At 67.1% G+C, this 20,055-nt stretch carries 17 protein-coding genes and 1 tRNA gene; 16 read left to right on the plus strand and 2 right to left on the minus strand.

Annotated features, from left to right (window positions below):
- Positions 1-8: 8 nt before the first annotated feature.
- Positions 9-971: a sulfurtransferase gene (locus Ga0609869_RS09535; protein WP_125406476.1), complete on the minus strand. Its 963-nt coding sequence runs from the start codon at positions 969-971 to the stop codon at positions 9-11.
- 297 nt (positions 972-1,268) lie between these two features.
- Between Ga0609869_RS09535 and Ga0609869_RS09540 the strand changes: the two genes are divergently transcribed.
- Positions 1,269-2,258 carry a Hint domain-containing protein gene (locus tag Ga0609869_RS09540; protein ID WP_125406479.1) on the plus strand — a complete coding sequence of 330 codons (990 nt, stop codon included), beginning with the start codon at positions 1,269-1,271 and terminating at the stop codon, positions 2,256-2,258.
- Positions 2,246-2,782, plus strand: coding sequence for a toxin-activating lysine-acyltransferase (locus Ga0609869_RS09545; protein WP_170168833.1), 537 nt, complete (start codon positions 2,246-2,248; stop codon positions 2,780-2,782). The genes Ga0609869_RS09540 and Ga0609869_RS09545 overlap by 13 nt, the downstream gene beginning before the upstream one ends.
- Positions 2,783-2,895: 113 nt before the next feature.
- Here the strand turns inward: Ga0609869_RS09545 and Ga0609869_RS09550 are convergent, their stop codons facing one another.
- Positions 2,896-3,939, minus strand: a complete 1,044-nt coding sequence (locus Ga0609869_RS09550) for an ABC transporter substrate-binding protein (protein ID WP_125406485.1) — start codon at positions 3,937-3,939, stop codon at positions 2,896-2,898.
- 144 nt (positions 3,940-4,083) lie between these two features.
- Here Ga0609869_RS09550 and Ga0609869_RS09555 point away from each other — a divergent pair, with 144 nt between their 5' ends.
- The 14 genes from Ga0609869_RS09555 to Ga0609869_RS09620 all read left to right on the plus strand — a co-directional run bounded on the left by Ga0609869_RS09555 (position 4,084) and on the right by Ga0609869_RS09620 (position 19,563).
- Positions 4,084-4,629 carry a DinB family protein gene (locus Ga0609869_RS09555; RefSeq protein WP_245972315.1) on the plus strand — a complete coding sequence of 182 codons (546 nt, stop codon included), beginning with the start codon at positions 4,084-4,086 and terminating at the stop codon, positions 4,627-4,629.
- Positions 4,630-4,640: 11 nt separating this feature from the next.
- Positions 4,641-5,633 carry an acryloyl-CoA reductase gene (acuI, locus tag Ga0609869_RS09560; protein ID WP_125406487.1) on the plus strand — a complete coding sequence of 331 codons (993 nt, stop codon included), beginning with the start codon at positions 4,641-4,643 and terminating at the stop codon, positions 5,631-5,633.
- Positions 5,634-5,953: 320 nt separating this feature from the next.
- Positions 5,954-6,379, plus strand: a complete 426-nt coding sequence (locus Ga0609869_RS09565) for a universal stress protein (protein WP_125406490.1) — start codon at positions 5,954-5,956, stop codon at positions 6,377-6,379.
- 50 nt (positions 6,380-6,429) lie between these two features.
- A complete protein-coding gene (locus Ga0609869_RS09570) occupies positions 6,430-8,067 on the plus strand; it encodes a BCCT family transporter (protein WP_369022852.1) in 1,638 nt (545 codons plus the stop codon).
- A 117-nt stretch (positions 8,068-8,184) separates the two neighbouring features.
- A complete protein-coding gene (locus Ga0609869_RS09575) occupies positions 8,185-9,414 on the plus strand; it encodes an aminotransferase class V-fold PLP-dependent enzyme (protein WP_125406495.1) in 1,230 nt (409 codons plus the stop codon).
- 43 nt (positions 9,415-9,457) lie between these two features.
- Positions 9,458-10,879 carry a cryptochrome/photolyase family protein gene (locus tag Ga0609869_RS09580; RefSeq protein WP_125406497.1) on the plus strand — a complete coding sequence of 474 codons (1,422 nt, stop codon included), beginning with the start codon at positions 9,458-9,460 and terminating at the stop codon, positions 10,877-10,879.
- A 60-nt stretch (positions 10,880-10,939) separates the two neighbouring features.
- Positions 10,940-12,151: an SAM-dependent methyltransferase gene (locus Ga0609869_RS09585; protein WP_125406500.1), complete on the plus strand. Its 1,212-nt coding sequence runs from the start codon at positions 10,940-10,942 to the stop codon at positions 12,149-12,151.
- 3 nt (positions 12,152-12,154) lie between these two features.
- Positions 12,155-12,598 (plus strand): TrgA family protein, encoded by a 444-nt coding sequence (locus tag Ga0609869_RS09590; RefSeq protein ID WP_125406503.1) that lies wholly within the window; start codon positions 12,155-12,157, stop codon positions 12,596-12,598.
- Between the two features lie 11 nt (positions 12,599-12,609).
- Positions 12,610-13,737, plus strand: coding sequence for an NUDIX domain-containing protein (locus Ga0609869_RS09595; RefSeq protein ID WP_125406506.1), 1,128 nt, complete (start codon positions 12,610-12,612; stop codon positions 13,735-13,737).
- A 47-nt stretch (positions 13,738-13,784) separates the two neighbouring features.
- Entirely contained in the window at positions 13,785-14,816 is a 1,032-nt protein-coding gene (locus tag Ga0609869_RS09600) for a cysteine synthase A (RefSeq protein ID WP_125406509.1), read from the plus strand.
- Positions 14,813-17,293 (plus strand): DUF3772 domain-containing protein, encoded by a 2,481-nt coding sequence (locus Ga0609869_RS09605; protein WP_125406511.1) that lies wholly within the window; start codon positions 14,813-14,815, stop codon positions 17,291-17,293. Before Ga0609869_RS09600 ends, Ga0609869_RS09605 begins: the two co-directional genes overlap by 4 nt.
- Positions 17,290-18,006, plus strand: coding sequence for an alanyl-tRNA editing protein (locus tag Ga0609869_RS09610; RefSeq protein ID WP_125406513.1), 717 nt, complete (start codon positions 17,290-17,292; stop codon positions 18,004-18,006). The genes Ga0609869_RS09605 and Ga0609869_RS09610 overlap by 4 nt, the downstream gene beginning before the upstream one ends.
- 55 nt (positions 18,007-18,061) lie before the next feature.
- Positions 18,062-18,151 (plus strand) — tRNA-Ser (locus tag Ga0609869_RS09615).
- A 143-nt stretch (positions 18,152-18,294) separates the two neighbouring features.
- Positions 18,295-19,563 carry a DUF6538 domain-containing protein gene (locus Ga0609869_RS09620; protein ID WP_125406516.1) on the plus strand — a complete coding sequence of 423 codons (1,269 nt, stop codon included), beginning with the start codon at positions 18,295-18,297 and terminating at the stop codon, positions 19,561-19,563.
- Positions 19,564-20,055: the final 492 nt, after the last annotated feature.

Raw genomic sequence — 20,055 nt, forward strand, 5'->3', positions numbered from 1 at the left:
CCCGTTCCTCAATACTTGCCGGTGACCTTGTTCCACAGGTTGCGCACGGGGCCGGGGACATTGGCCATCTCGTGCCCCGATTTGGACCAGCCGACCATCGACTCGGGGTAAAGCCGCGTGCCCTCGATCCCGGCCAGTTCGCTCAGCGCGAACCAGTTGGTCGCCGCCCAGTGGCCGGTATTGCAGAACGAGACCAGGCTGTCGCCGGACTCGAACCCGTTCTCGGCGGCCAACGCCTTGGCGGTGTCGGCCTCGATCAGCGACGGCGCGCTGTCACCGAACCAAGAGGAATGGGTGAAATAGCGCGATTGCGGCAGGGTGCCGGGGCGGGCGGCCGCGCCGTGCTTGGCGTTGCCCTTCCAGAACGCTTCGGGACGGGCGTCGACCAGTTGGCCCTCGGCGCGGCCCTCGACCACGGCCTGCACGTCTTCTTCGGTGGCGAGCCACTTGTCGGAAAAGCTGACCTCGATGGCGCTGGGTGTCGGCGTGACCGCGTCGGTCGAGACCTCGAGCTTGGCCTCCTCCCAGGCGTTCATCCCGCCGTTAAGGATGGCCAGCGGGCTGACGCCGCTCGATTTCAGCGTCCAGTAGACGCGGGCGGCGGCGCCGAAATCGGTCTGGTCCTTGCCCTGGTGCACGATCACCACCGGCCGGTCCTTGGTGACGCCGAGGCTGCGCAGCACCTCGGTCAGCTTGTCCTCGGCGACCAGTTGGCCGGGGTTTTCCTTGGGCCCGCGGAAGAGGTTGTAGGGCGCGTGCACCGCGCCGGGAATATGGCCCGCCGCATAGACCGTCTGCTCGGTCTCGCCCACCTTGTCGGTGCGGATATCGAGCACCAGCGGGGCGACGGTTTCACGTGCCTGGGCCAGCCCCTGGGGATCGATCAGCGGGCCGAAACCCGCGTCCTGCGCCCAGCCCGAAGAGGCGAGCAGCGTGATTGCGAGGGCAGCACTGGATAGGTGTTTCGTCATCTCGGATCCTCCTGTGTCTGGCCAGAACCTGTTGTGCGTCAAGCCGGAGTGCAAGACCGCGCCGGCAAACAAAGCCTACCGCATCGCGGCGAAGAAATCTTGCGTTCCCGATCGGGCAGTTTACGCGGAACGCTTTTCGCGCCCCGGGTGCCTCAGGCGTGCCATGACCGTCCTGGGCGGCAAAAAAAAGAACGCGCGCCGTCGGGCCGGGTCGACGCCGGGCTGGATTGACGAGCGATCTGATGCTAAAACTCGGTCAAATGTGTCCGTAAAGAGGCACGTCGAGCAGGACCCGTCATGGGATACAATATCAGCGAGGTGTCCGGCGCCGAGGGCGGCGGTACCTTGAACCTCGATACATGGACCTTCACCCTTGACCTGGGTGTGGGCGCCACCACGATCAGCGGCGATTTCGACCAGGTTCCCCTCGGGGGCGGGGCCAGCAGCGAGGCCACGGACGGCTACAGCTTTTCTGCCCTCAACCAGCAGGGCTTGGGCACCCTTACCACCAATAGCAGCGATGGCACCTTCACCTTTATCGTCGACCGCGCCGCGGTGCTGGCGACGGGCAGCGACCAGACGCTGAGCTTTACCGTAACCGGGTCGAGCGGGGGAAATTCCGACCAGGATACGGTGGTTATCAATATCCTGATCTGCGTCGCCCGCGGAACGCTGATCGAGACCGTCGAGGGCGCGGTCCCGGTCGAGACGCTGCGACAGGGAGATCCGGTTCGCACCTATGACGGAGGCTCTGCGCCGATCCGCTGGATCGGATCGCGCCGGGTAAACGCCTCCGAACTGACCGCGCATCCCGAGCTCAGACCGGTGCGCATCGCGGCGGGGGCCCTGGGGTCTGGACGGCCTTACCGCGACCTGGTGGTCTCGCCCCAGCATCGGGTTCTGCTGCAGGACTGGCGGGCGGAACTTCTGTTCGGCGAGGCCGAAGTGCTGGTGCCGGCGAAAAGCCTGCTCGACGATGACAAGGTGCGCGTGGACCACCTGGCCGAAGAGGTCGAGTATTTTCACCTGCTGTTCGACCGGCACGAGATCATGTTCACCGAAGGCGCCCCGACCGAAAGCTTCCATCCCGGCCCCTATGCGATGCGCGAACTCGCCGCGCCGGCACGCGCCGAACTCGTCCGGCTCTTCCCAGAGCTTTCTGGCGGGGTGGCGCCATGGGCGGCGGCGCGCCCGGCGCTCAAAGCCTGGGAGGGCAAGCTTCTCGGCCACGGGCGTCCGGGGGCGGGCGCGGCCGGGGCCGGCGAGGAGCAGAGATGGGCGAGCTGACCGATGCGACCGGTGCCGCGCTGCCGGCGGTCGAGGCGCCGTCGGCGGATCTTTTGCGCGCCTATGGCGACATGGCCTTCCTGGCGTTCCGCAGCCCGCGCCACGGGGCAATGTCGGTCGGTGAGCTGCGCCGTTATCTCGAGCCCCCCCTGACGCATGGGCAGTTCCGGCTGTTCCGCTTCGACGGCGTGCCGCGGGGGATGTACACCTGGGCCTGGCTCACCCCCGAGGCCGAGCGGCGGCTGATCGTCGGTGACCCGCTCGACCCCGAGGACTGGGCGGCGGGCGAGAGGCTTTGGATCGTCGACCTGATCGCCCCCTATCGCGGCCTAACATCCAGCATGGTGCGCTGGGTGATGGTGCCGGGACACTTCACCGACCGCTCGTTCCTGTTTCGGCGTGTCGATTCCGAAAACCGCACCCGGCGCATCGTGCATATCGATTTCCGCCGGGCACGGCTTTCGAAGGTGATGGACGAGGCGGCGTTTCTGGCCGCGCAGCCGCGCCTTCCGCCGGGGCGGTAGCGGCAGGCGACAAGGGGCGCCACCAAGGCGCTTGTTCAAGGGCCTTGGCAAAAATCCTTCAAGATCTTCGGCCCCGGCCGGCGCGCCCGTGGGCGCGGGCCGGGGCACTGGACTCAGAACCCGGCCTTGATCTTTTCGAACTCGGCGGACTGGCGCTCGCGCAGCTCGTTGGGCATCGGCAGTTGCGCCAGCACCGGCGCGTCGATCGGCCCGAGCCCGACCTCGGTCAGGGCCTCTTCGCCATAGGCCGCCATCGCCTTGGCGTTGGCATGGCCGTAGCCTGCCTCGAGCAGTGGCTCGGTGGATGACGGGTCGAGCATGGCGTTGAGGAAATCATAGGCCTTTTCCTCGCTGCCCTCGCCGTCGGCGAGGTTCACGTACCCGCACAGCCATAGCGAAGAGCCTTGCACCGGCTCGCGCTGGAACCCGATGGGAAAGCCCGCGTCAACCATGGTCGGCAGGGTTTCGTTCCAGGCCCAGCTGACTACCACCTCGCCCGAGGCCAGAAGCTGCGCAAGCTCGGCCGGGTCGACCCAGTAGGTGCGCAGGTTGGGATGCACCGCGCGCAGCCAGTCCGAGGCGGCCGCGAACTGCTGGTCCGTGGCGGTCGCCCAGTTCTGGGTGCCGGTGGCGAGATAGGCCAGCGCGTAGGCGTCGTCGACATTGTCGGGCAGGGTGACGCGGCCGGCGTAGTTCGGGTTCAGGAAGATATCGAGCGTGGCCAGGTCGGCGTCGTCCACCTCTTCGGTGTTGTAGGCGATGGCGGTCGAGCCGAAATCGGTCGGGACGAAATAGACCTCGGCGCTGACATCGGTCACGTCGGTGCCGGTCAGATCGGCGTTGAGATCGCCCCAGGCGCTGATCTTCGATGTATCCCAGGGTTCCACGATCCCGGACTCGATCCATTTCGTCACCGAGCCCGCGCAGACATGGCTGACATCGGCCCGAAAGCCCGAGCGCAGCTTCTGGAACGCCTCTTCCTCGTCGCCGAAGAAGGCGAAGGCGGGGCTTTGGCCGTGTTGTTCGATGTATTTCGAATGAAAGGCGGGGTCTTCGAAGCCGGAATAGTCGAAGACCAGAAGCTCGTCGTCGGCGGCGAACGCTGCGCCAGCGGCGAATAGCGCCGTAGTGCCGGCGAGAATCAGTCGTGCGGTCATGCCAGGTCCCTTTCCTTGGGCAGTGGTCCGTAGCGAACGCTAGTGGAGCGGCGGGGGCCGCTCAAGGGCCATGCGCGTGGCGGGCGGGTCTCGTCACCGCCGGCGGTTTCTGCCAAAAGGGGCGAAAGCGACAGGAGGACGAAAATGCACACGCAGGCGGCCGGGGCAGGGCACGACGGGCTGGTGACGCCCGACTGGTGCCGGCTGATGGCGCGCTACAACCGCTGGCAGAACACCTCGCTGATCGCCGCGGCCGAGACGCTGGAGCCTGCGGCGCTTCTGGCCGAACGCGGTGCCTTCTGGGGCTCGATTCACGGCACGCTCAGCCATATCCTGTGGGCCGATCACGTCTGGATGGCCCGGCTCGACGGCTGGCCGCCGCCGGGGGGCGGGCTGTCCGACAGCGACGGCTACGCGCCCGATTGGGCCGAGTTGCGCGCCCGGCGCCGGATCACCGATGCGCGCATCGCCCGCTGGGCCGGGGCGCTCGGCCCGGCCGATCTGGCGAACGATCTGGTCTGGCAATCCGGTGCGGCGGGGCGCGAGGTTGCGCGGCCACGGGCGATTTGCGTCTTGCACATGTTCAACCACCAGACCCACCATCGCGGGCAGGTGCACGCCATGCTGACCGCCGCCGGGGCCGCGCCCGGCGACACCGACCTGTTTCTGATGCCCGACATGACCAACTGAGGAGAAATGAGATGTTCAACGCGCTCGTCGTCGAGAAGGATGAAGACGGCAAGACCCAGGCTGCCGTGCAGCAGGTGGCCGAGGACCGGCTGCCCGAGGGCGACGTGACGGTGGCCGTCGAGTATTCCACGGTGAACTACAAGGACGGGCTGTGCATCGGCCCCGGCGGCGGGCTGGTGCGCAGCTATCCGCATGTGCCGGGGATCGATTTCGCCGGTACGGTCGAGGCCAGCGACGACGCCCGCTACAGCCCCGGCGACAAGGTGGTGCTGACCGGCTGGCGCGTCGGCGAGGCCCGCTGGGGCGGCTACGCGCAAAAGGCGCGCGTGAAGGCCGACTGGCTGGTGCCGCTGCCCGATGGGCTGAGCACGCGCCAGTCGATGGCGGTGGGTACGGCCGGTTTTACCGCGATGCTGGCGGTCATGGCGCTGGAGGATCACGGGCTCGCGCCGGGGCAGGGGCCGGTGCTGGTGACCGGGGCCGCGGGCGGCGTGGGCTCGGTGGCGACCGCGATCCTGGCCAGGCTGGGATATGAGGTGGCCGCGGTGACCGGCCGGCCCGAAACCGAAGGCTACCTGCGCGAGCTGGGCGCGGCGCAGATCGTGCCGCGCGATGAGCTGACCGAGGTCACGCGCAAACCGCTGGAAAGCGAACGCTGGTCGGGCTGCGTCGACGCGGTGGCCGGTGTCATGCTGGGCCGGGTGCTCAAGCAGATGACCTATGGCACGTCGGTGGCCGCCGTCGGGCTTGCGGGCGGGGCCGCCATCGAGGGGGCGCTGATCACGCCTTTCATCCTGCGCGGCGTCAACCTTCTGGGCATCGACAGCGTGATGCAGCCGCACGAGGAGCGCGTGCGCGCCTGGGGCCGGATCGCCCGCGACCTGCCGATGGACAAGCTCGAGGCGATGATCCAGCCCGCGACGCTGGCCGATCTGCCGGGGCTGGGCGCCGATATCCTGAAAGGCCGGGTGAAAGGCCGCGTGGTGGTCGACGTCAACGGCTGAAGCCGCCGCAGGCAAAACGCTCGCAGGACTTTTGTACGGTCTTCGAACAAAAATCTTGCGCCCCCCGTGCCGCCGGCGCACCCCGCGAACGACGGACGCGCCGCTCAATCGCGGCCGCTCCGGCATGCGCCGGTGTCGCGGCCGCAGCCCGGGTCCGCGGCGGGGGGCCTCGGTCACGGCATTGTGCTTTGGTTGTCCAATCAAATTTTCCTGTTAGGCTAGGTCGCAGGGGACGGGCACACGACCCGCAACTCACCCCTGTCAACACCGACACGCGCGCCGGCCGGTCGTCGCCGGCGCCTCCAACAGGGAGAGCGATGATGTTCACCCAGATTCTGGCCCCGGTCGACCTTGCTCATATCGACCGGCTGGGACGCGCGCTTGACGTGGCCGCGGACCTTGCGCGCCATTACGGCATTCCGGTCTGCTATGCGGCGGTCACCACGCCGCAACCCGGCACGGTGGCCCACAGTCCCGAGGAGTTCGACGCCAAGCTTCAGGCCTTTGCCGCCGATCAGGCGGAACGCCACGGCCACAAGGCCACGGCAAAGACCGTGATCAGCCACGACCCGTCGGTCGATCTCGACCACGCGCTGCGCGAGGCGCGCCAGGAGGTGGGGGCCGATCTGGTGGTCATGGCCTCGCATCTGCCCAATGTGGGCGATTACGTCTGGCCGTCTCACGGCGGCAAGCTGGCGCTGCACGCGCATGCCTCGATCTTCCTGGTGCGCGATCACGAGGACTGAGCGGCCGGCCAATCAAGATAAACCCGAGCGACAGCAGAGGGACACGCAACATGACAGATGATCCGACACCCGAAGGCATTCCAGCGCCGGAAGGCGCCGCCGATTTGATCGATACCGATTACGCGATCGGGCAGGACAATATCGAGGGCCAGGTCGGTCCATTCGGCTTTGACATTCACAACCCGGTCTTCATGATCTCGGGCCTCTCCATCATGGCCTTCGTGTTTTACGCGCTGGCCCTGCCCGAACAGGCCGAGGCCGTCTTCGGCTGGCTCCGGCCCGCGCTGACTTCGACTTTCGACTGGTTTTTCCTGGGCGCGGCCAACATCTTCGTGGTGTTCTGTCTCGTCCTGATCGTGCTGCCGGTGGGCAGCGTGCGGCTGGGCGGGCGCGACGCCAAGCCCGATTACAGCTACATCGGCTGGTTCGCGATGCTCTTTGCCGCCGGCATGGGCATCGGGCTGATGTTTTTCGGCGTGCTCGAACCCGTCTACCACATGGCGATTTCCGAGCCGCTGGGCGTGCCGTCGCCGATTGCCGAGGACGGCAGCATCATCCCCGAGAACGTCGAGGCGGCCAAGCGCATGGGGCTTGCGGCCACGATCTATCACTGGGGGCTGCACCCGTGGGCGATCTATGCGGTGGTGGCGCTGGCACTGGCGCTGTTCACCTACAACAAGGGCCTGCCGCTGACGATCCGCTCGGCCTTCTACCCGCTGCTGGGCGAGCGTGTCTGGGGCTGGTGGGGCCATATCATCGACACGCTTGCGGTGTTTGCCACGCTTTTCGGGCTGGCCACCTCGTTGGGCTTCGGCGCGCAGCAGGCCAATGCGGGGCTTGAGCATGTCTTTGGCATTCCCGTCAACATCTCGGTTCAGGTGTTCCTGATCACCGCGATCACCGCGGTGGCGCTGATCTCGGTGCTGCGCGGCCTTGACGGCGGGGTGAAGGTGCTGTCCGAAATCAACATGGGCGTGGCTGCGCTGCTGTTGGTGTTCGTGCTGCTGGCCGGGCCGACCCTGACCATCCTCAACGATTTCGTCGCCGGCATCGTCGCCTACGGCAAGGACCTTCCGGCGCTGTCGAACCCGATCGGGCGCGAGGATACCGGCTACATGCAGGGCTGGACCTCGTTCTACTGGGCCTGGTGGATTTCCTGGTCACCCTTCGTCGGCATGTTCATCGCCCGCGTCAGCCGCGGCCGCACGGTGCGCGAGTTCATCATCTGCGTGCTGCTGATCCCCAGCCTCGTCTGCGTGCTGTGGATGGCCGTCTTCGGCGGCACCGCCATCGACCAGGTGCTGAGCAACCCCGACGCCAGCTCCGTCAAGGCGCAGGTGATCGACAGCTATAACCCGCCGATGTCGCTGTTCGCGATGCTCGAGGGGCTGCCCTTGTCGGCCATCACCTCGGTGATCGGGATCGTGCTGGTGATCGTGTTCTTCGTCACCTCGTCGGACTCCGGCAGCCTGGTGATCGACACGATCACGGCGGGCGGCAAGATCGACGCGCCGGTGCCGCAGCGGGTGTTCTGGTGCACCTTCGAGGGTGCGGTGGCCATCGTTCTGCTGATCGGCGGCGGGCTGGGCGCGCTCCAGGCCATGGTGATCTCCACTGGGCTGCCGTTCACGGTCGTTCTCTTGGCGATGTGCTTTGCCATCTTCCGCGGGCTCCAGTCCGAGCGGTAACCGGCCTTTTGCGAAGGGCGCTAGCGCGATTCAACGCCATTTCAAGGCGTTGCATCAAACTGACGCCCTTCGTAATCAGGAACGGGGATATGCCCGTTTCTCTTGCCGGAGCCCGCAATGGTTGCCCTCGACATCAACTATGTGCGCAACCAGTTTCCCGCGTTTCGTGCCCCGGCGCTGCGTGAGCAAGCCTTTTTCGAGAATGCCGGCGGCTCGTATCCCTGCCGCTACGTGATCTGGCGGCTCAACCGGTTTTATACCGAGCGCAAGGTCCAGCCCTTCGGGCCATACGACGCCTCGGCCCGCGCGGGCCAGGAGATGGACGAGGCGCGCATCCGGCTGTCGGCGCATCTGGGCGTGGCACGCGAAGAGCTGCATTTCGGCCCCTCTACAACGGCCAACACCTTCGTGCTGGCGCAGGCGTTCCGGCGCTGGCTGCGCCCCGGCGAGGTCGTCGTGGTGACCAACCAGGACCACGAGGCCAATAGCGGCCCGTGGCGGCGGCTGGCCGAGGACGGCATCGAGATCCGCGAATGGCGGGTCGATCCCGAGACCGGGCATCTCGACCCGAAAGAGCTGGAGCGGCTATTGGACGGCAAGGTGCGGCTGGTCTGCTTTCCGCATTGCTCGAACATCGTGGGCGAGATCAACGACGTGCCCGCGATCAGCGCCAAGGTGCGCGCGGCGGGGGCCTATAGCTGCGTCGACGGTGTCAGCCTCGTGCCCCACGGCTATCCCGATATCGGGCGGCTTGGGGCGGATATCTACCTGTTTTCGGCCTACAAGACCTTCGGCCCCCACCAGGGGCTCATGACGATCCGCCATGAGCTGGCGGTGAAACTGCCGGCCCAGGGGCACGGGTTCAACGCCGATGACCCGACCAAGCGGTTTACGCCGGCGGGGCCCGACCATGCCCAGGTCGCCGCCTGCGCAGGGATGGCCGATTACATAGACGCGATCTACGGTCATCACTTTCAGGCCGGGCGCGATGCGCTGGGCCGCACCGGCAAGCTGCGCGATCTGATCCGCACCCGCGAGGTGGGGCTGCTGGGCCGGCTGGTGCGCTATCTGGCCGACCGCCCGGACCTGCGCGTGCTGGGCCGGCTTGCGGCCGACGAGCGGCGCGCGCCCACCATCGCGATTGCACTGGAAGAGCCTGGGGCGGCGGCAGCGGCGCGGCTGGCGCAGCACGGCGTCATGGCCGGCGGCGGCGATTTCTACGCGCCGCGGCTGTTGCAGGCGATGGGCGTGAACCCGCGGCGAGGCGTGCTGCGCCTCAGCTTTCTTCACTACACCACCGGGGCAGAGCTTGACCGGCTGATCGACGCCCTAGATACCGAATTGTAAAGCGTTTTTTCCGATCCGGACGGCGCGTTCCGAAGCAGAGGCAATGGCGACAACATCTCCCATCATCTGGTGGGTCCGGCGCGACCTGCGGCTTTCGGACAACCCCGCGCTGGCAGCGGCTGCCGACCGCGAGCGCCCGGTGATACCGGTCTTCGTGCATGACGAGACGGTCGAGGCACTGGCCGCCGCGCCCAAGTGGCGGCTTGGGCTCGGGGTTGAACGTCTGGGCAAGCGCCTGGCCCAGCTGGGCCTGCGCCTGACCTGCCGGCGCGGCCCGGCGCTGCGGACGCTGACGGCGCTGGTCGAGGAGACCGGCGCCTGCGGCGTGGTCTGGAACCGGGCCTACGAGCCCGAGGCGATCGCGCGCGACACCGCGGTCAAGGCGGCGTTGAAAAAGCGTGGCGTCAGGGCGGCCAGCTTTGGTGGGCACCTGCTGTTCGAACCCTGGACAGTCGAGACCAAGACCGGCGGGTTCTACAAGGTCTACACCCCTTTCTGGCGCGCGGTGAAGGACCGCGGGGTGGACGCGCCCGCGCCCGAACCCGCCGGACTGGTCTGCCCCCGAACCTGGCCCAGGAGCGAGGCGCCGGCCGATTGGCGGATGGGCGCGGCCATGCGCCGGGGGGCCGGCGTCGTGGCCGGCCACGTCAGGGTGGGCGAGGCCGTGGCGGCAGATCGGCTGGAAACCTTTCTGGCCGACCGGTTGGCCGATTACGCGACCGACCGCGATCGCCCCGACCGCCCCGGCACCTCGGGCCTGTCGGAGAACCTGGCCTGGGGCGAGATCGGGCCGCGCCACGTCTGGCACGCGGCGCTGCGCGCCCGTCACGAGGGCAACCCAGGCGCCGAGGCCTTTCTCAAAGAACTGGTCTGGCGCGAGTTTGCCTATCACCTGCTGTACCACACGCCCCGCATCGCCTGCGCCAACTGGCGCGCGGAATGGGACGCCTTCCCCTGGAACGAGGACGCCGAGCGCCCGGAGGTACTGGCCTGGAAACAGGGCCGCACCGGGGTCGCGTTCGTCGACGCGGCGATGCGCCAGATGCACGTCACCGGCACCATGCACAACCGCGGCCGGATGATCGTGGCCTCGTATCTTACAAAGCACCTGATTACCCATTGGAAAATCGGGCTCGACTGGTTCGCCGAACACCTGATTGACTGGGACCCGGCCGCAAACGCGATGGGCTGGCAATGGTCGGCAGGCTCGGGCCCCGACGCCACGCCCTATTTTCGGGTGTTCAACCCCGAGACGCAGCTGAAAAAGTTCGACCCCGACCAGGCCTATGTCGATGCCTGGATCGCCGAGGGTCGCCGGCGCCCGCCCGCCACCGCGCTGGCCTATTTCGATGCGATCCCCAAGCGCTGGGGCCTGTCGCCCCACGACGCCTATCCCGACATGGTGGTGACGCCCGCAGAGGGCCGCAAGCGCGCCCTCGCGGCCTACGAGAGCCGCGATTTCTGATGCGCCATTGCCGGAAGCGGGTCGATTCTGCATAGATACAAAAAAAGCGATGGAGCGGGGATGACAGTCCTGACAACCACCAAGGGGCAGGAAAACCTGCCGCGTTATTTCAGCCAGGTCTTCCACGTGGCGGGCGGCATGGCCCGTGGCAGGCTGGACTTTCGCATGCCCGACGGCCGGCTCTTCCGCGCCGACGGGCGGGGGGCCGGCCCGGTGGCCGAACTCGACATCCACGACCCCGAGATCTTTGCCCGGCTGATCCGCGAGGGCGACCTGGGCTTTTGCGAGGCCTATCTCGACGAGGGCTGGTCGACGCCGGACCTGCAGGCCTTCATGGATCTCGTCCACGCCGACAACGACGAGCTTTACGACGGCTTTCCGGGGCAGGGGCTGGTGCGGGCCTACGAGCGCTTGCGCTTCTGGCTGCAGCGCAACACCAAGCGGCAGGCCCGCAAGAACATCGCCGCCCATTACGACCTCGGCAACGAATTCTACCGGCTGTGGCTCGACGAGAGCATGACCTATTCCTCGGCGATGTTCCTCAGCGGTCAGGAGAGCCTGGAAAAGGCGCAAGAGCAGAAATACGCCTCGATGCTCGACGAGATGGGCGTCGGTCCCGGCGACCATGTGCTGGAGATCGGATGCGGCTGGGGCGGATTCGCCGAATACGCGGCCGGCCAGCGCGGGCTGAAGGTGACCGGGCTGACGATCAGCCGCGAGCAGCACGATTATGCGGTGGCACGAATCCGCCGGGCCGGGCTGCAAGACCGGGTCGAGATCAAGCTGCAGGATTACCGCGACGAGCGCGGGGTCTATGACGGCATCGGCTCTATCGAGATGTTCGAGGCGGTGGGCGAGAAATACTGGCCCACCTATTTCGGCACGCTGAAAAACTGCCTGCACCCGGGCCGGCACGCGACGCTGCAGATCATAACGGTGCAGGACCGGCGCTTCGAGATCTATCGCAAGGGCGTGGATTTCATTCAGAAATACATCTTCCCCGGCGGCATGTTGCCCAGCCCCACGGTGCTGCGCGACCAGGCCCGCGCGGCCGGTCTGGAGGTGACGCGCTCGGTCGAGTTCGGAGAAAGCTACTCGCAGACGTTGCGCCGCTGGCGCGAGACCTTCAACGCGCGCTGGGACGAGATCGCGCCCCTGGGCTTCGATGCGCGATTCCGGCGCATGTGGAACCTTTACCTGACCTCTTGCGCCGCCACGTTTCACAGCGGAAACTGCGATGTGACGCAGATCACCCTGACAAGGCCCGCCTGACACATGCCCACCGCCGCCAAGCTCTTTGCCGCGCTCGCCTTCGCCGCGGTGGCGTTCTTCGCCTCGGAAAGCGTGAAACCGCTGTTTCCCGAGGGCGCGCAGTTCGGCATCTTCACGCCGCTCAACACCGGGCTGGGGATGTGCGCGGGCTGGCTGGTGATGGGGCGGCTGGCCGGGCGGGGCTATGGCAAGGCGATGGGCTCGGGGCTGCGCACCTCGGCGGTGATCCTGTTTTACGGGCTGTTGATCCAGGCCGTGGCCGAGATGCTGAAACGCTCGACCGACCTTCGCTATGACGGGCCGATGGACGCGCTGACCGGCATGGTCGAGCTGTCCGGCGAATTCGGCTTTCTCGCGCTTTCCTCGCCCAGCGTGATGGGCATTCTCATCGTCGGCGGAATACTGGGCGGGCTATTCGCGGAATGGGCGGCGCAGCGCTGGAGATAACAGGCCCGGGAATGGAGACGGTTTTCCTTTATGGCACGCTGTGCCATCTGCCGCTGCTGTCGGTGGTGCTGGGCCGGCCCGAGGCCGCGCTCGACGCCGCGCCGGCCCGGGCCGAGGGCTACCGCGTCGACTGGGTCGCCGGCGAAAGCTATCCGATGATCCGCCCCGCCGAGGGCCATGTGGCCGAGGGCCTGGTCCTGTCCGGGCTTGACGCCGAGGCGCGTGCGCGGCTGGACTATTACGAGGGCGGCTTTGGCTTCCGCCGGGCGCCGGTCACGGTGACCACGGCCCAGGGCCCGGCCGAGGCCGCGTTCTACGCGCCGCGCGGCAACGGTCTGGTCCCCGGCGCGCCGTGGCGCCTTGCCGACTGGGCGGCGCGCTGGGGCGAGCTTTGCGTTCTGGCCGCCGAAGAGGTGATGGCGCGCTACGGCGAGGTGCCGCCGCAGCAGATCGCGCGGCGGGTCAACCGTATCCGGGTGCGCGCCGAGGCCAGGCGCAAGGCGCGAAGCCCGTCGCCCACCACGCTGCGCCGGGCGACCCGGCCGGACGACATCGCCCTGCGCGAACGGCGCGAACCCTATGCCAAGTTCTTTGCCGTCGAGGAGTACGAGTTTCGCCACCGCCGCTTTGACGGCGGCATGAGCGAAGAGGTGAACCGCGCCGCCTTCATATCGGGCGATGCGGCCACGGTACTGCCCTACGACCCGGCGCGCGACACCGTGCTTCTGATCGAGCAGTTCCGCACCGGCCCCTATGCCCGCGGCGACAGCGAGTGCTGGTCGCTGGAGGCCATCGCCGGCCTGATCGATCCGGGCGAGGCGGCCGAAGAGACAGTTCGGCGCGAGGCGCTGGAAGAGGCGGGGCTGGAGATCGGGCGTCTGCACAAGGTCTATGCCTATTATCCCTCGCCGGGGGCCAAGAGCGAGTACATCTATTCCTTCGTGGCCGAGGCCGACCTGCCGGACAGCGCTGCCGGGCTGGGCGGGCTTTTGTCCGAGGGCGAGGACATCCGCGCCCATGTGGTGAACTTCACCCGCCTCATGGAATTGCTGGAAAGCGGCGAGATCGAGAACGCGCCGCTGATCCTGTCGGCACTGTGGCTTGCACGGCATCGTGAGCGGCTGCGCGCCGCGGCTTGAGTTCGATCCGGACGCCCGATAGGCAGGGGCGGGAACAGGGGGCAGCCATGCAGATCATACCGGATTTCGCCGGACTTGTCGGCGGCACGCCGCTGCTGCGGCTCGCGGGGCCGTCCGAGGCAACGGGGTGCGAGATACTCGGCAAGGCCGAGTTCATGAACCCTGGCCAGTCGGTCAAGGACCGCGCCGCGCTTTGGATCATACGCGATGCGCTGGCGCGCGGCACCCTGCGCGAGGGCGGCACCATCGTCGAGGGCACGGCGGGCAATACCGGCATCGGGCTGGCGCTGGTGGGCGCCTCGATGGGGTTCAGAACGGTGATCGTCATCCCCGAGACGCAGAGCCGCGAAAAGAAGGACATGCTGCGGCTGGCTGGGGCCGAGCTGGTCGAAGTGCCGGCCGCACCCTATAAGAATCCGAACAATTACGTGCGATATTCCGAACGCTTGGCGCATGTTCTTGCACAATCCGAACATTCAGGCGCGATCTGGGCCAACCAGTTCGACAACGTCGCAAACCGCCAGGCGCATATCGACGGCACCGGCCCCGAGATCTGGGAGCAGACCGGCGGAAAGGTCGACGGGTTCATCTGTGCGGTGGGCTCGGGCGGCACGCTGGCCGGTGTCGCCACGGTCTTGCAGCCCCGCGGCGTGCGCATCGGGCTGGCCGACCCCGAGGGAGCGGGGCTTTACAGCTATTACACGACCGGCGCCTTCGCCTCCGAAGGCAGCTCGATCACCGAGGGCATCGGCCAGGGCCGCATCACCGCCAACCTCGACGGGTTCACCCCCGATCTGTGCTACCGCATTCCGGATCGCGAGGCGTTGCCGGTGGTGTTCGACCTGCTTGAAAAAGAGGGGCTGTGCCTTGGTGGCTCGTCGGGCATCAATGTGGCCGGCGCGATGCGCATGGCGCGCGAGATGGGGCCGGGCCATACGATCGTGACGGTGCTGTGCGACTACGGCACGCGCTACCAGTCGAAACTCTTCAATCCCGATTTCCTGCGCGAAAAGGGCCTGCCGGTGCCGGGCTGGATGGCTGCCGATGCGCGCTCTTTGCCAGAGGTGTTCGAGCCATGACCGTTTTTGTCCGCCTGCTTCTGGTGCTGAGCCTCGCCTTGGCGTCGCTCGGCCCGGTCCTGAGCCCCGCGCCGGCCGTCGCCCAGGAGGCGCAAACCGAAGACGCGCTGGATTACGAGGCCTGGGAAAAGACCGCGACGCGCGCCGAAGACGTGTTGCAGACCGGCCGCGCCTCGAACGCGGCCATGGAGGCGCTGCGCCAGGAAATCGCCGACTGGAGAGCCAAATTCCTGGCCGCGCAGGATGTCAATTCCAACCGCATCCAGACCTTGCAAACCCAGATCGAGTCGCTGGGACCGGCCCCCGCCGAGGGCGAAAGCGAGGCCAACGAGATCGCCCAGCGTAGGGCCGAACTGAACAGGCAGCTCTCCGAACTTCAGGCGCCGGTGCGCAAGGCCGAGGAGGCGTATAGCCGGGCCGACGGCCTGATCCGCGAGATCGACGTGCTGATCCGCGAACGGCAGGCCAACGAGTTGTTGTTGTTGGGCCCGTCGCCGCTCAACCCGGTGCATTGGCCGGAGGCCGGCCGTCAGACCGCCAGATCGTTTTCCGCGATCTGGGGCGAGATCTCGACCAATTGGGAGAGCCCCGCCCGGCGGACGGTGATGCGCGAGAACCTGCCGGCGACGCTGTTTTACCTGGCGCTCGCCGGGGTCCTGGTGCTGCGCGGGCGGCGCTGGACACAGAATCTGACCAGCCGCATCGTGAATAGCGGAAAGGGACGCGGGCGGGTCGTTTACGCGTCGCTTTCGTCGATCGCTCAGATCATCGTGCCGGTGGTCGGGCTGTTCATCCTCGTGGCTGCGGCGAAATCCACTGGCATGATGGCGCCACGGGGCTTGAAATTGGTCGAGCTGATACCGGTCATGGGGCTGGTCGTCTTCGTGGGCCGCTGGCTGGGCGGGCGCGTCTTTTCCCTGACCGAGGTCAGCCGCCCGATCCTGAATCTCAGCAAGGAGCAGATGGCCGCCGGCAGGTTCTATTCCTCAAGCCTCGGTCTGTTGCTGGGCATCGCGTTGCTCGGGGCCAGCTTCGCCCAGAGCGAGGATTTCAGCGACGCCACCCGCGCGGTGCTCAGCTTTCCGCTGATCGTGGTGGGCGGGCTTTTGCTGTGGCGCGTCGGCCGGTTGCTGCGGTCCCATGTCGAGGCCGAAGATGCATCGACCGAGGAGCGCCACTACCGCAACCGGATCATCGGCCTTATCAGCCGGGCGGTGGTCGTCGTGGCCGTTGTCGGGCCCGTTCTGGCCGCGATCGGCTATGTCGAGGCGGCCGAGTTCCTGGTGCATCCCACGATCATGACGCTGGCCCTTTTGGGCCTGCTGATGATACTTCAGCGGTTCGTCTACGACGTCTACGACCTGCTCACCGGGGCGCCCACGGGCGACGGTGCGACCGAGGGCTTGATCCCCGTGCTGGTGGGCATGGTGCTGGCGTTTCTGGCGATGCCGGTGCTGGCGCTGATCTGGGGGGCGCGGGTCGCCGACCTGACCGAGGTCTGGGCACGCTTCATCGAAGGGTTCACCATCGGCGAGACGCGCGTCTCGCCCACCGATTTCCTGACCTTCGCCCTCGTCTTCGCCGTCGGCTATACGCTGACGCGGGTGGTGCAGGGAACCCTGCGCTCGACCGTGCTGCCGAAGACAAAGATCGACCCGGGCGGGCAGACGGCCATCATCTCGGGGCTGGGCTATGTCGGTATCTTCCTCGCCGCGATCATCGCCATCACCACGGCGGGGATCGACCTGTCCTCGGTCGCTCTGGTCGCCGGCGCTCTGACGGTCGGTATCGGCTTCGGCCTGCAGACCATCGTGTCGAACTTCGTCTCCGGCATCATCCTGCTGATCGAGCGGCCCGTCAGCCAGGGCGACTGGATCGAGGTCGGCGGGGTGATGGGCACGGTCAAGGACATCTCGGTGCGCGCGACCCGGATCGAGACCTTCGACCGTACCAACGTGATCGTGCCCAATGCCGACCTGGTGTCGGGGCAGGTGACCAACTGGACCAAGTACAACCTGATGGGCCGGGTGATCGTGCCGGTGGGCGTGGCCTATGGCACCGATACGAAGAAGGTCGATGAAATCCTCAGGGAAGTGGCGCGGGCCCATCCGCTGGTGGTGATGAACCCCGAGCCGCTGATCCTGTTCATGAATTTCGGCGCCGACGCGCTGGAATTCGAGGTGCGGGTGATCCTGAGCAACGTCAATTACAGCCTCTCGGTGCGCAACGATCTCAACCACGAGATCGCCCGCCGCTTTGCCGAAGAGGGGATCGAGATCCCGTTCGCCCAGCGCGATATCTGGCTGCGCAACCCCGAGACGCTTTCGGGCCCGCGGCCGGTATCCGAAACCATCGCACCGGCGCCGGAGACCGGCGCACCGGCCCCGGCCGCGACCTCGCAGCCCGAAGAGTACGTGCCGCGGATCGACAACGACGGCACCGATGGCACCGACGGTGGCGATGGAGACGGCCGATGACCCGCATGCTGTTTCGTGACGATGCGTACCGGTCCGAGGCGCCGGCCACCGTGACCGAGGTTGCCGAAGGCGGCGTCGCGCTCGACGCCACCCTTTTCTACCCGCGCGGGGGCGGCCAGCCCGGCGATTGCGGGCGACTGGTCTGGGCGGGCGGCGAAATGGCCGTGGCCGACACGGTGAAGGGCGCGGGCGCAGCTATCCTGCTGGTGCCTGCCGAGGGCGCGACACCGCCGCCGCCGGGCACCGCCGTCGTCCAGCATCTCGACTGGAACCGCCGCCACCGCCACATGCGCGTGCACACCGCGCTGCATCTGCTGTCGGTGGTTATTCCCCTGCCGGTCACGGGCGGCGCCATCGGCGCCGAGAAGGGCCGCCTCGATTTCGACATGGAAGAGGCCCCCGAAGACAAGGCCGCGCTGCAAGAGGCGCTGAACGCGCTGATCGCCCGCGACCTGCCCGTCACCGAGGACTGGATCACCGATGACGACCTCGCCGCCAATCCCGGCCTGGTGAAAACCATGTCTGTCGCGCCTCCCACGGGGCAGGGCCGGGTGCGGCTGATCCGGATCGGGCAGGGCGATGCACAGGTCGACCTGCAGCCCTGCGGCGGCACCCATGTGGCGCGCACCGGCGAGATCGGGCCGGTGCGCCTGGGCAAGATCGAGAAGAAGGGCCGCCAAAACCGCCGGGTCAACCTGCATCTGGAGACCTGAGCCCGTTTTCAGCCCCTTGCACAGGCCCGCCGTTGCAGGCTACACGAAGCGGCACGGAGAGGTGGCCGAGTGGTCGAAGGCGCACGCCTGGAACGCGTGTAGGCGGGAAACCGTCTCCAGGGTTCGAATCCCTGTCTCTCCGCCACTTTAGGCATTCGACGATCCATCCCAATATACTGATAGTGCGACGAAAATCGGCGTTTTCGCGCTGATGGCGGTGTTCGGTCCGCTTGATTTGCTGCACATTTTGCTACACAATTTGCTGCACAAATGGGGAATTTCTCCGCCATGAGCATTGCCAAACGAGGCCGTCTTTTTCACCTCCGCCGCCGTGTGCCGCGCCGGTATCGAAGGATCGAGCCGCGCGAAACCGTCTGGATCAGCCTGCATACCGACTCGGAGACCATCGCCCGCAGCAAGGCGGATCGCGCGTGGAGCCAGATGATCGAGGCTTGGGAGGCGCGGCTGGCCGGGAACAGTGAAGATGCAGAGGCCCGCTACGAAGCCGCGCGCGACCTCGCCCGGGCGCGCGGCTTTCGGTATCTGGATGCGGGGGCGGTGGCCAAGTTGCCGGTTGAGGAAGTCGTCGAGCGCGTCGAGGCGATCCCAGCCCCGGCGAAGCAACCCGATGCCATCGAGGCCGCGGCCCTTCTCGGCACCGTTCCCGAGCCCCGCATCACGGTCACCAAGGCACTGGAACTCTACTGGGGCCTCGCCAAGGAAAAGACGCTGGGCAAGAGCGAGGATCAGCTGCGCCGCTGGGAAGCGCCCCGCAAGAAAGCCATCAAGAACTTTGTCGCAGTCGTCGGCAACAAGGAGATCGCCAACATCACCCGCGACGACATGCTGGACTTCCGCCAGCACTGGCTCGACCGGATTGAGGCGGGCGAGGTCACGGCGAACTCGGCCAACAAGGACCTGATCCACCTGGGCGACGTGTTGAAGACCGTCACCACGATGAAGCGCCTTGGCCTCTCGCTGCCGCTGGGCGAGTTGTCATTCAAGGAGGGCGAGAAGCAGACGCGCCCGCCCTTCAGCGAGGACTGGATCAGGACGCGACTGCTCGCCCCCGGTACGCTGGACGGGTTGAACGGTCAGGCCCGCGCCCTGCTGCTCGGCATGATCAACACCGGCTATCGGCCGTCCGAGGGCGCGGCGCTGACGGCGGAGACGATCCGGCTCGACTGCGACGTTCCGCATATCTCGATCGAACCGGAAGGGCGACAATTGAAGTCGCACTATGCCCGCCGCGTGATCCCGCTGACCGGTGTCTCGCTCGAGGCCTTCAAGCAGTACCCTCAAGGCTTCCCGCGTTACCGAAATCGGGCGACCCTCAGCGCAGTCGTGAACAAGTTCCTCCGCGCCAACGGCCTGCTCGAGACCCCGCGCCACTCGATGTATTCCCTGCGCCATGCCTTCGAGGACCGCATGCTCGCCGCCGGGATCGACGACCGGATCCGCCGCGACCTGTTCGGTCACCGGCTCGACCGCGAGCGATACGGTAAGGGCGCATCGCTGGAACACGTCGCAGAACTCGTCGCCCGCATTGCCTTCTGAGCCAGCAGCGCCCGCGCCCGGCGTTGCGCCTGCGACAGCCGCTTCTCTTTCTTCACGGCCGCAGCCAGTTCCGCCTCCAGCCGCTCGAAGACAGGTGCGAAGGTCGGGTCCTCCGCGACCAGCGCGGCGACTTTCACCAACGCCGCCTCGATCCGCGTGGCATCGATCGGCTGGGCCGGTTCGGTGCGTGTTGCTGATGGGCGCGACGGTGCCATGTCGAGCAACATGAGGCGGCGCGTGCGTCTTGTGCAGAGCAAGCGAACACGCCGCGCAAAGCGACCTGTCACAGCGTGCAAATCGGATGGGATGATCGTGCGGCCTTGGACCGATATAGGTCGTCGGTGCCCTGACTTGGGCGGTCACTTCAGGATCACGACTCATGCGTCCAGGAGCTTCGCCCGGGTCAGCATGTTTCGGCTATTGGGACAGCGAAAAACGCTCGCCTGGGAGGGCCGCGGGAGACGACAGGAGGGATGGCAAGATAAAGCGAGT

It is taken from the genome of Rhodovulum iodosum (assembly GCF_041020385.1).
Classification (GTDB): domain Bacteria; phylum Pseudomonadota; class Alphaproteobacteria; order Rhodobacterales; family Rhodobacteraceae; genus Rhodovulum; species Rhodovulum iodosum.

What these genes read in the sequence shown, in the direction of transcription:
- Ga0609869_RS09535 (WP_125406476.1), bottom strand. Translation starts at nt 971, where the DNA reads ATGACGAAACACCTATCCAGTGCTGCCCTCGCAATCACGCTGCTCGCC.
- Ga0609869_RS09540 (WP_125406479.1), top strand. Translation starts at nt 1,269, where the DNA reads ATGGGATACAATATCAGCGAGGTGTCCGGCGCCGAGGGCGGCGGTACC.
- Ga0609869_RS09545 (WP_170168833.1), top strand. Translation starts at nt 2,246, where the DNA reads ATGGGCGAGCTGACCGATGCGACCGGTGCCGCGCTGCCGGCGGTCGAG.
- Ga0609869_RS09550 (WP_125406485.1), bottom strand. Translation starts at nt 3,939, where the DNA reads ATGACCGCACGACTGATTCTCGCCGGCACTACGGCGCTATTCGCCGCT.
- Ga0609869_RS09555 (WP_245972315.1), top strand. Translation starts at nt 4,084, where the DNA reads ATGCACACGCAGGCGGCCGGGGCAGGGCACGACGGGCTGGTGACGCCC.
- acuI (WP_125406487.1), top strand. Translation starts at nt 4,641, where the DNA reads ATGTTCAACGCGCTCGTCGTCGAGAAGGATGAAGACGGCAAGACCCAG.
- Ga0609869_RS09565 (WP_125406490.1), top strand. Translation starts at nt 5,954, where the DNA reads ATGTTCACCCAGATTCTGGCCCCGGTCGACCTTGCTCATATCGACCGG.
- Ga0609869_RS09570 (WP_369022852.1), top strand. Translation starts at nt 6,430, where the DNA reads ATGACAGATGATCCGACACCCGAAGGCATTCCAGCGCCGGAAGGCGCC.
- Ga0609869_RS09575 (WP_125406495.1), top strand. Translation starts at nt 8,185, where the DNA reads ATGGTTGCCCTCGACATCAACTATGTGCGCAACCAGTTTCCCGCGTTT.
- Ga0609869_RS09580 (WP_125406497.1), top strand. Translation starts at nt 9,458, where the DNA reads ATGGCGACAACATCTCCCATCATCTGGTGGGTCCGGCGCGACCTGCGG.
- Ga0609869_RS09585 (WP_125406500.1), top strand. Translation starts at nt 10,940, where the DNA reads ATGACAGTCCTGACAACCACCAAGGGGCAGGAAAACCTGCCGCGTTAT.
- Ga0609869_RS09590 (WP_125406503.1), top strand. Translation starts at nt 12,155, where the DNA reads ATGCCCACCGCCGCCAAGCTCTTTGCCGCGCTCGCCTTCGCCGCGGTG.
- Ga0609869_RS09595 (WP_125406506.1), top strand. Translation starts at nt 12,610, where the DNA reads ATGGAGACGGTTTTCCTTTATGGCACGCTGTGCCATCTGCCGCTGCTG.
- Ga0609869_RS09600 (WP_125406509.1), top strand. Translation starts at nt 13,785, where the DNA reads ATGCAGATCATACCGGATTTCGCCGGACTTGTCGGCGGCACGCCGCTG.
- Ga0609869_RS09605 (WP_125406511.1), top strand. Translation starts at nt 14,813, where the DNA reads ATGACCGTTTTTGTCCGCCTGCTTCTGGTGCTGAGCCTCGCCTTGGCG.
- Ga0609869_RS09610 (WP_125406513.1), top strand. Translation starts at nt 17,290, where the DNA reads ATGACCCGCATGCTGTTTCGTGACGATGCGTACCGGTCCGAGGCGCCG.
- Ga0609869_RS09620 (WP_125406516.1), top strand. Translation starts at nt 18,295, where the DNA reads ATGAGCATTGCCAAACGAGGCCGTCTTTTTCACCTCCGCCGCCGTGTG.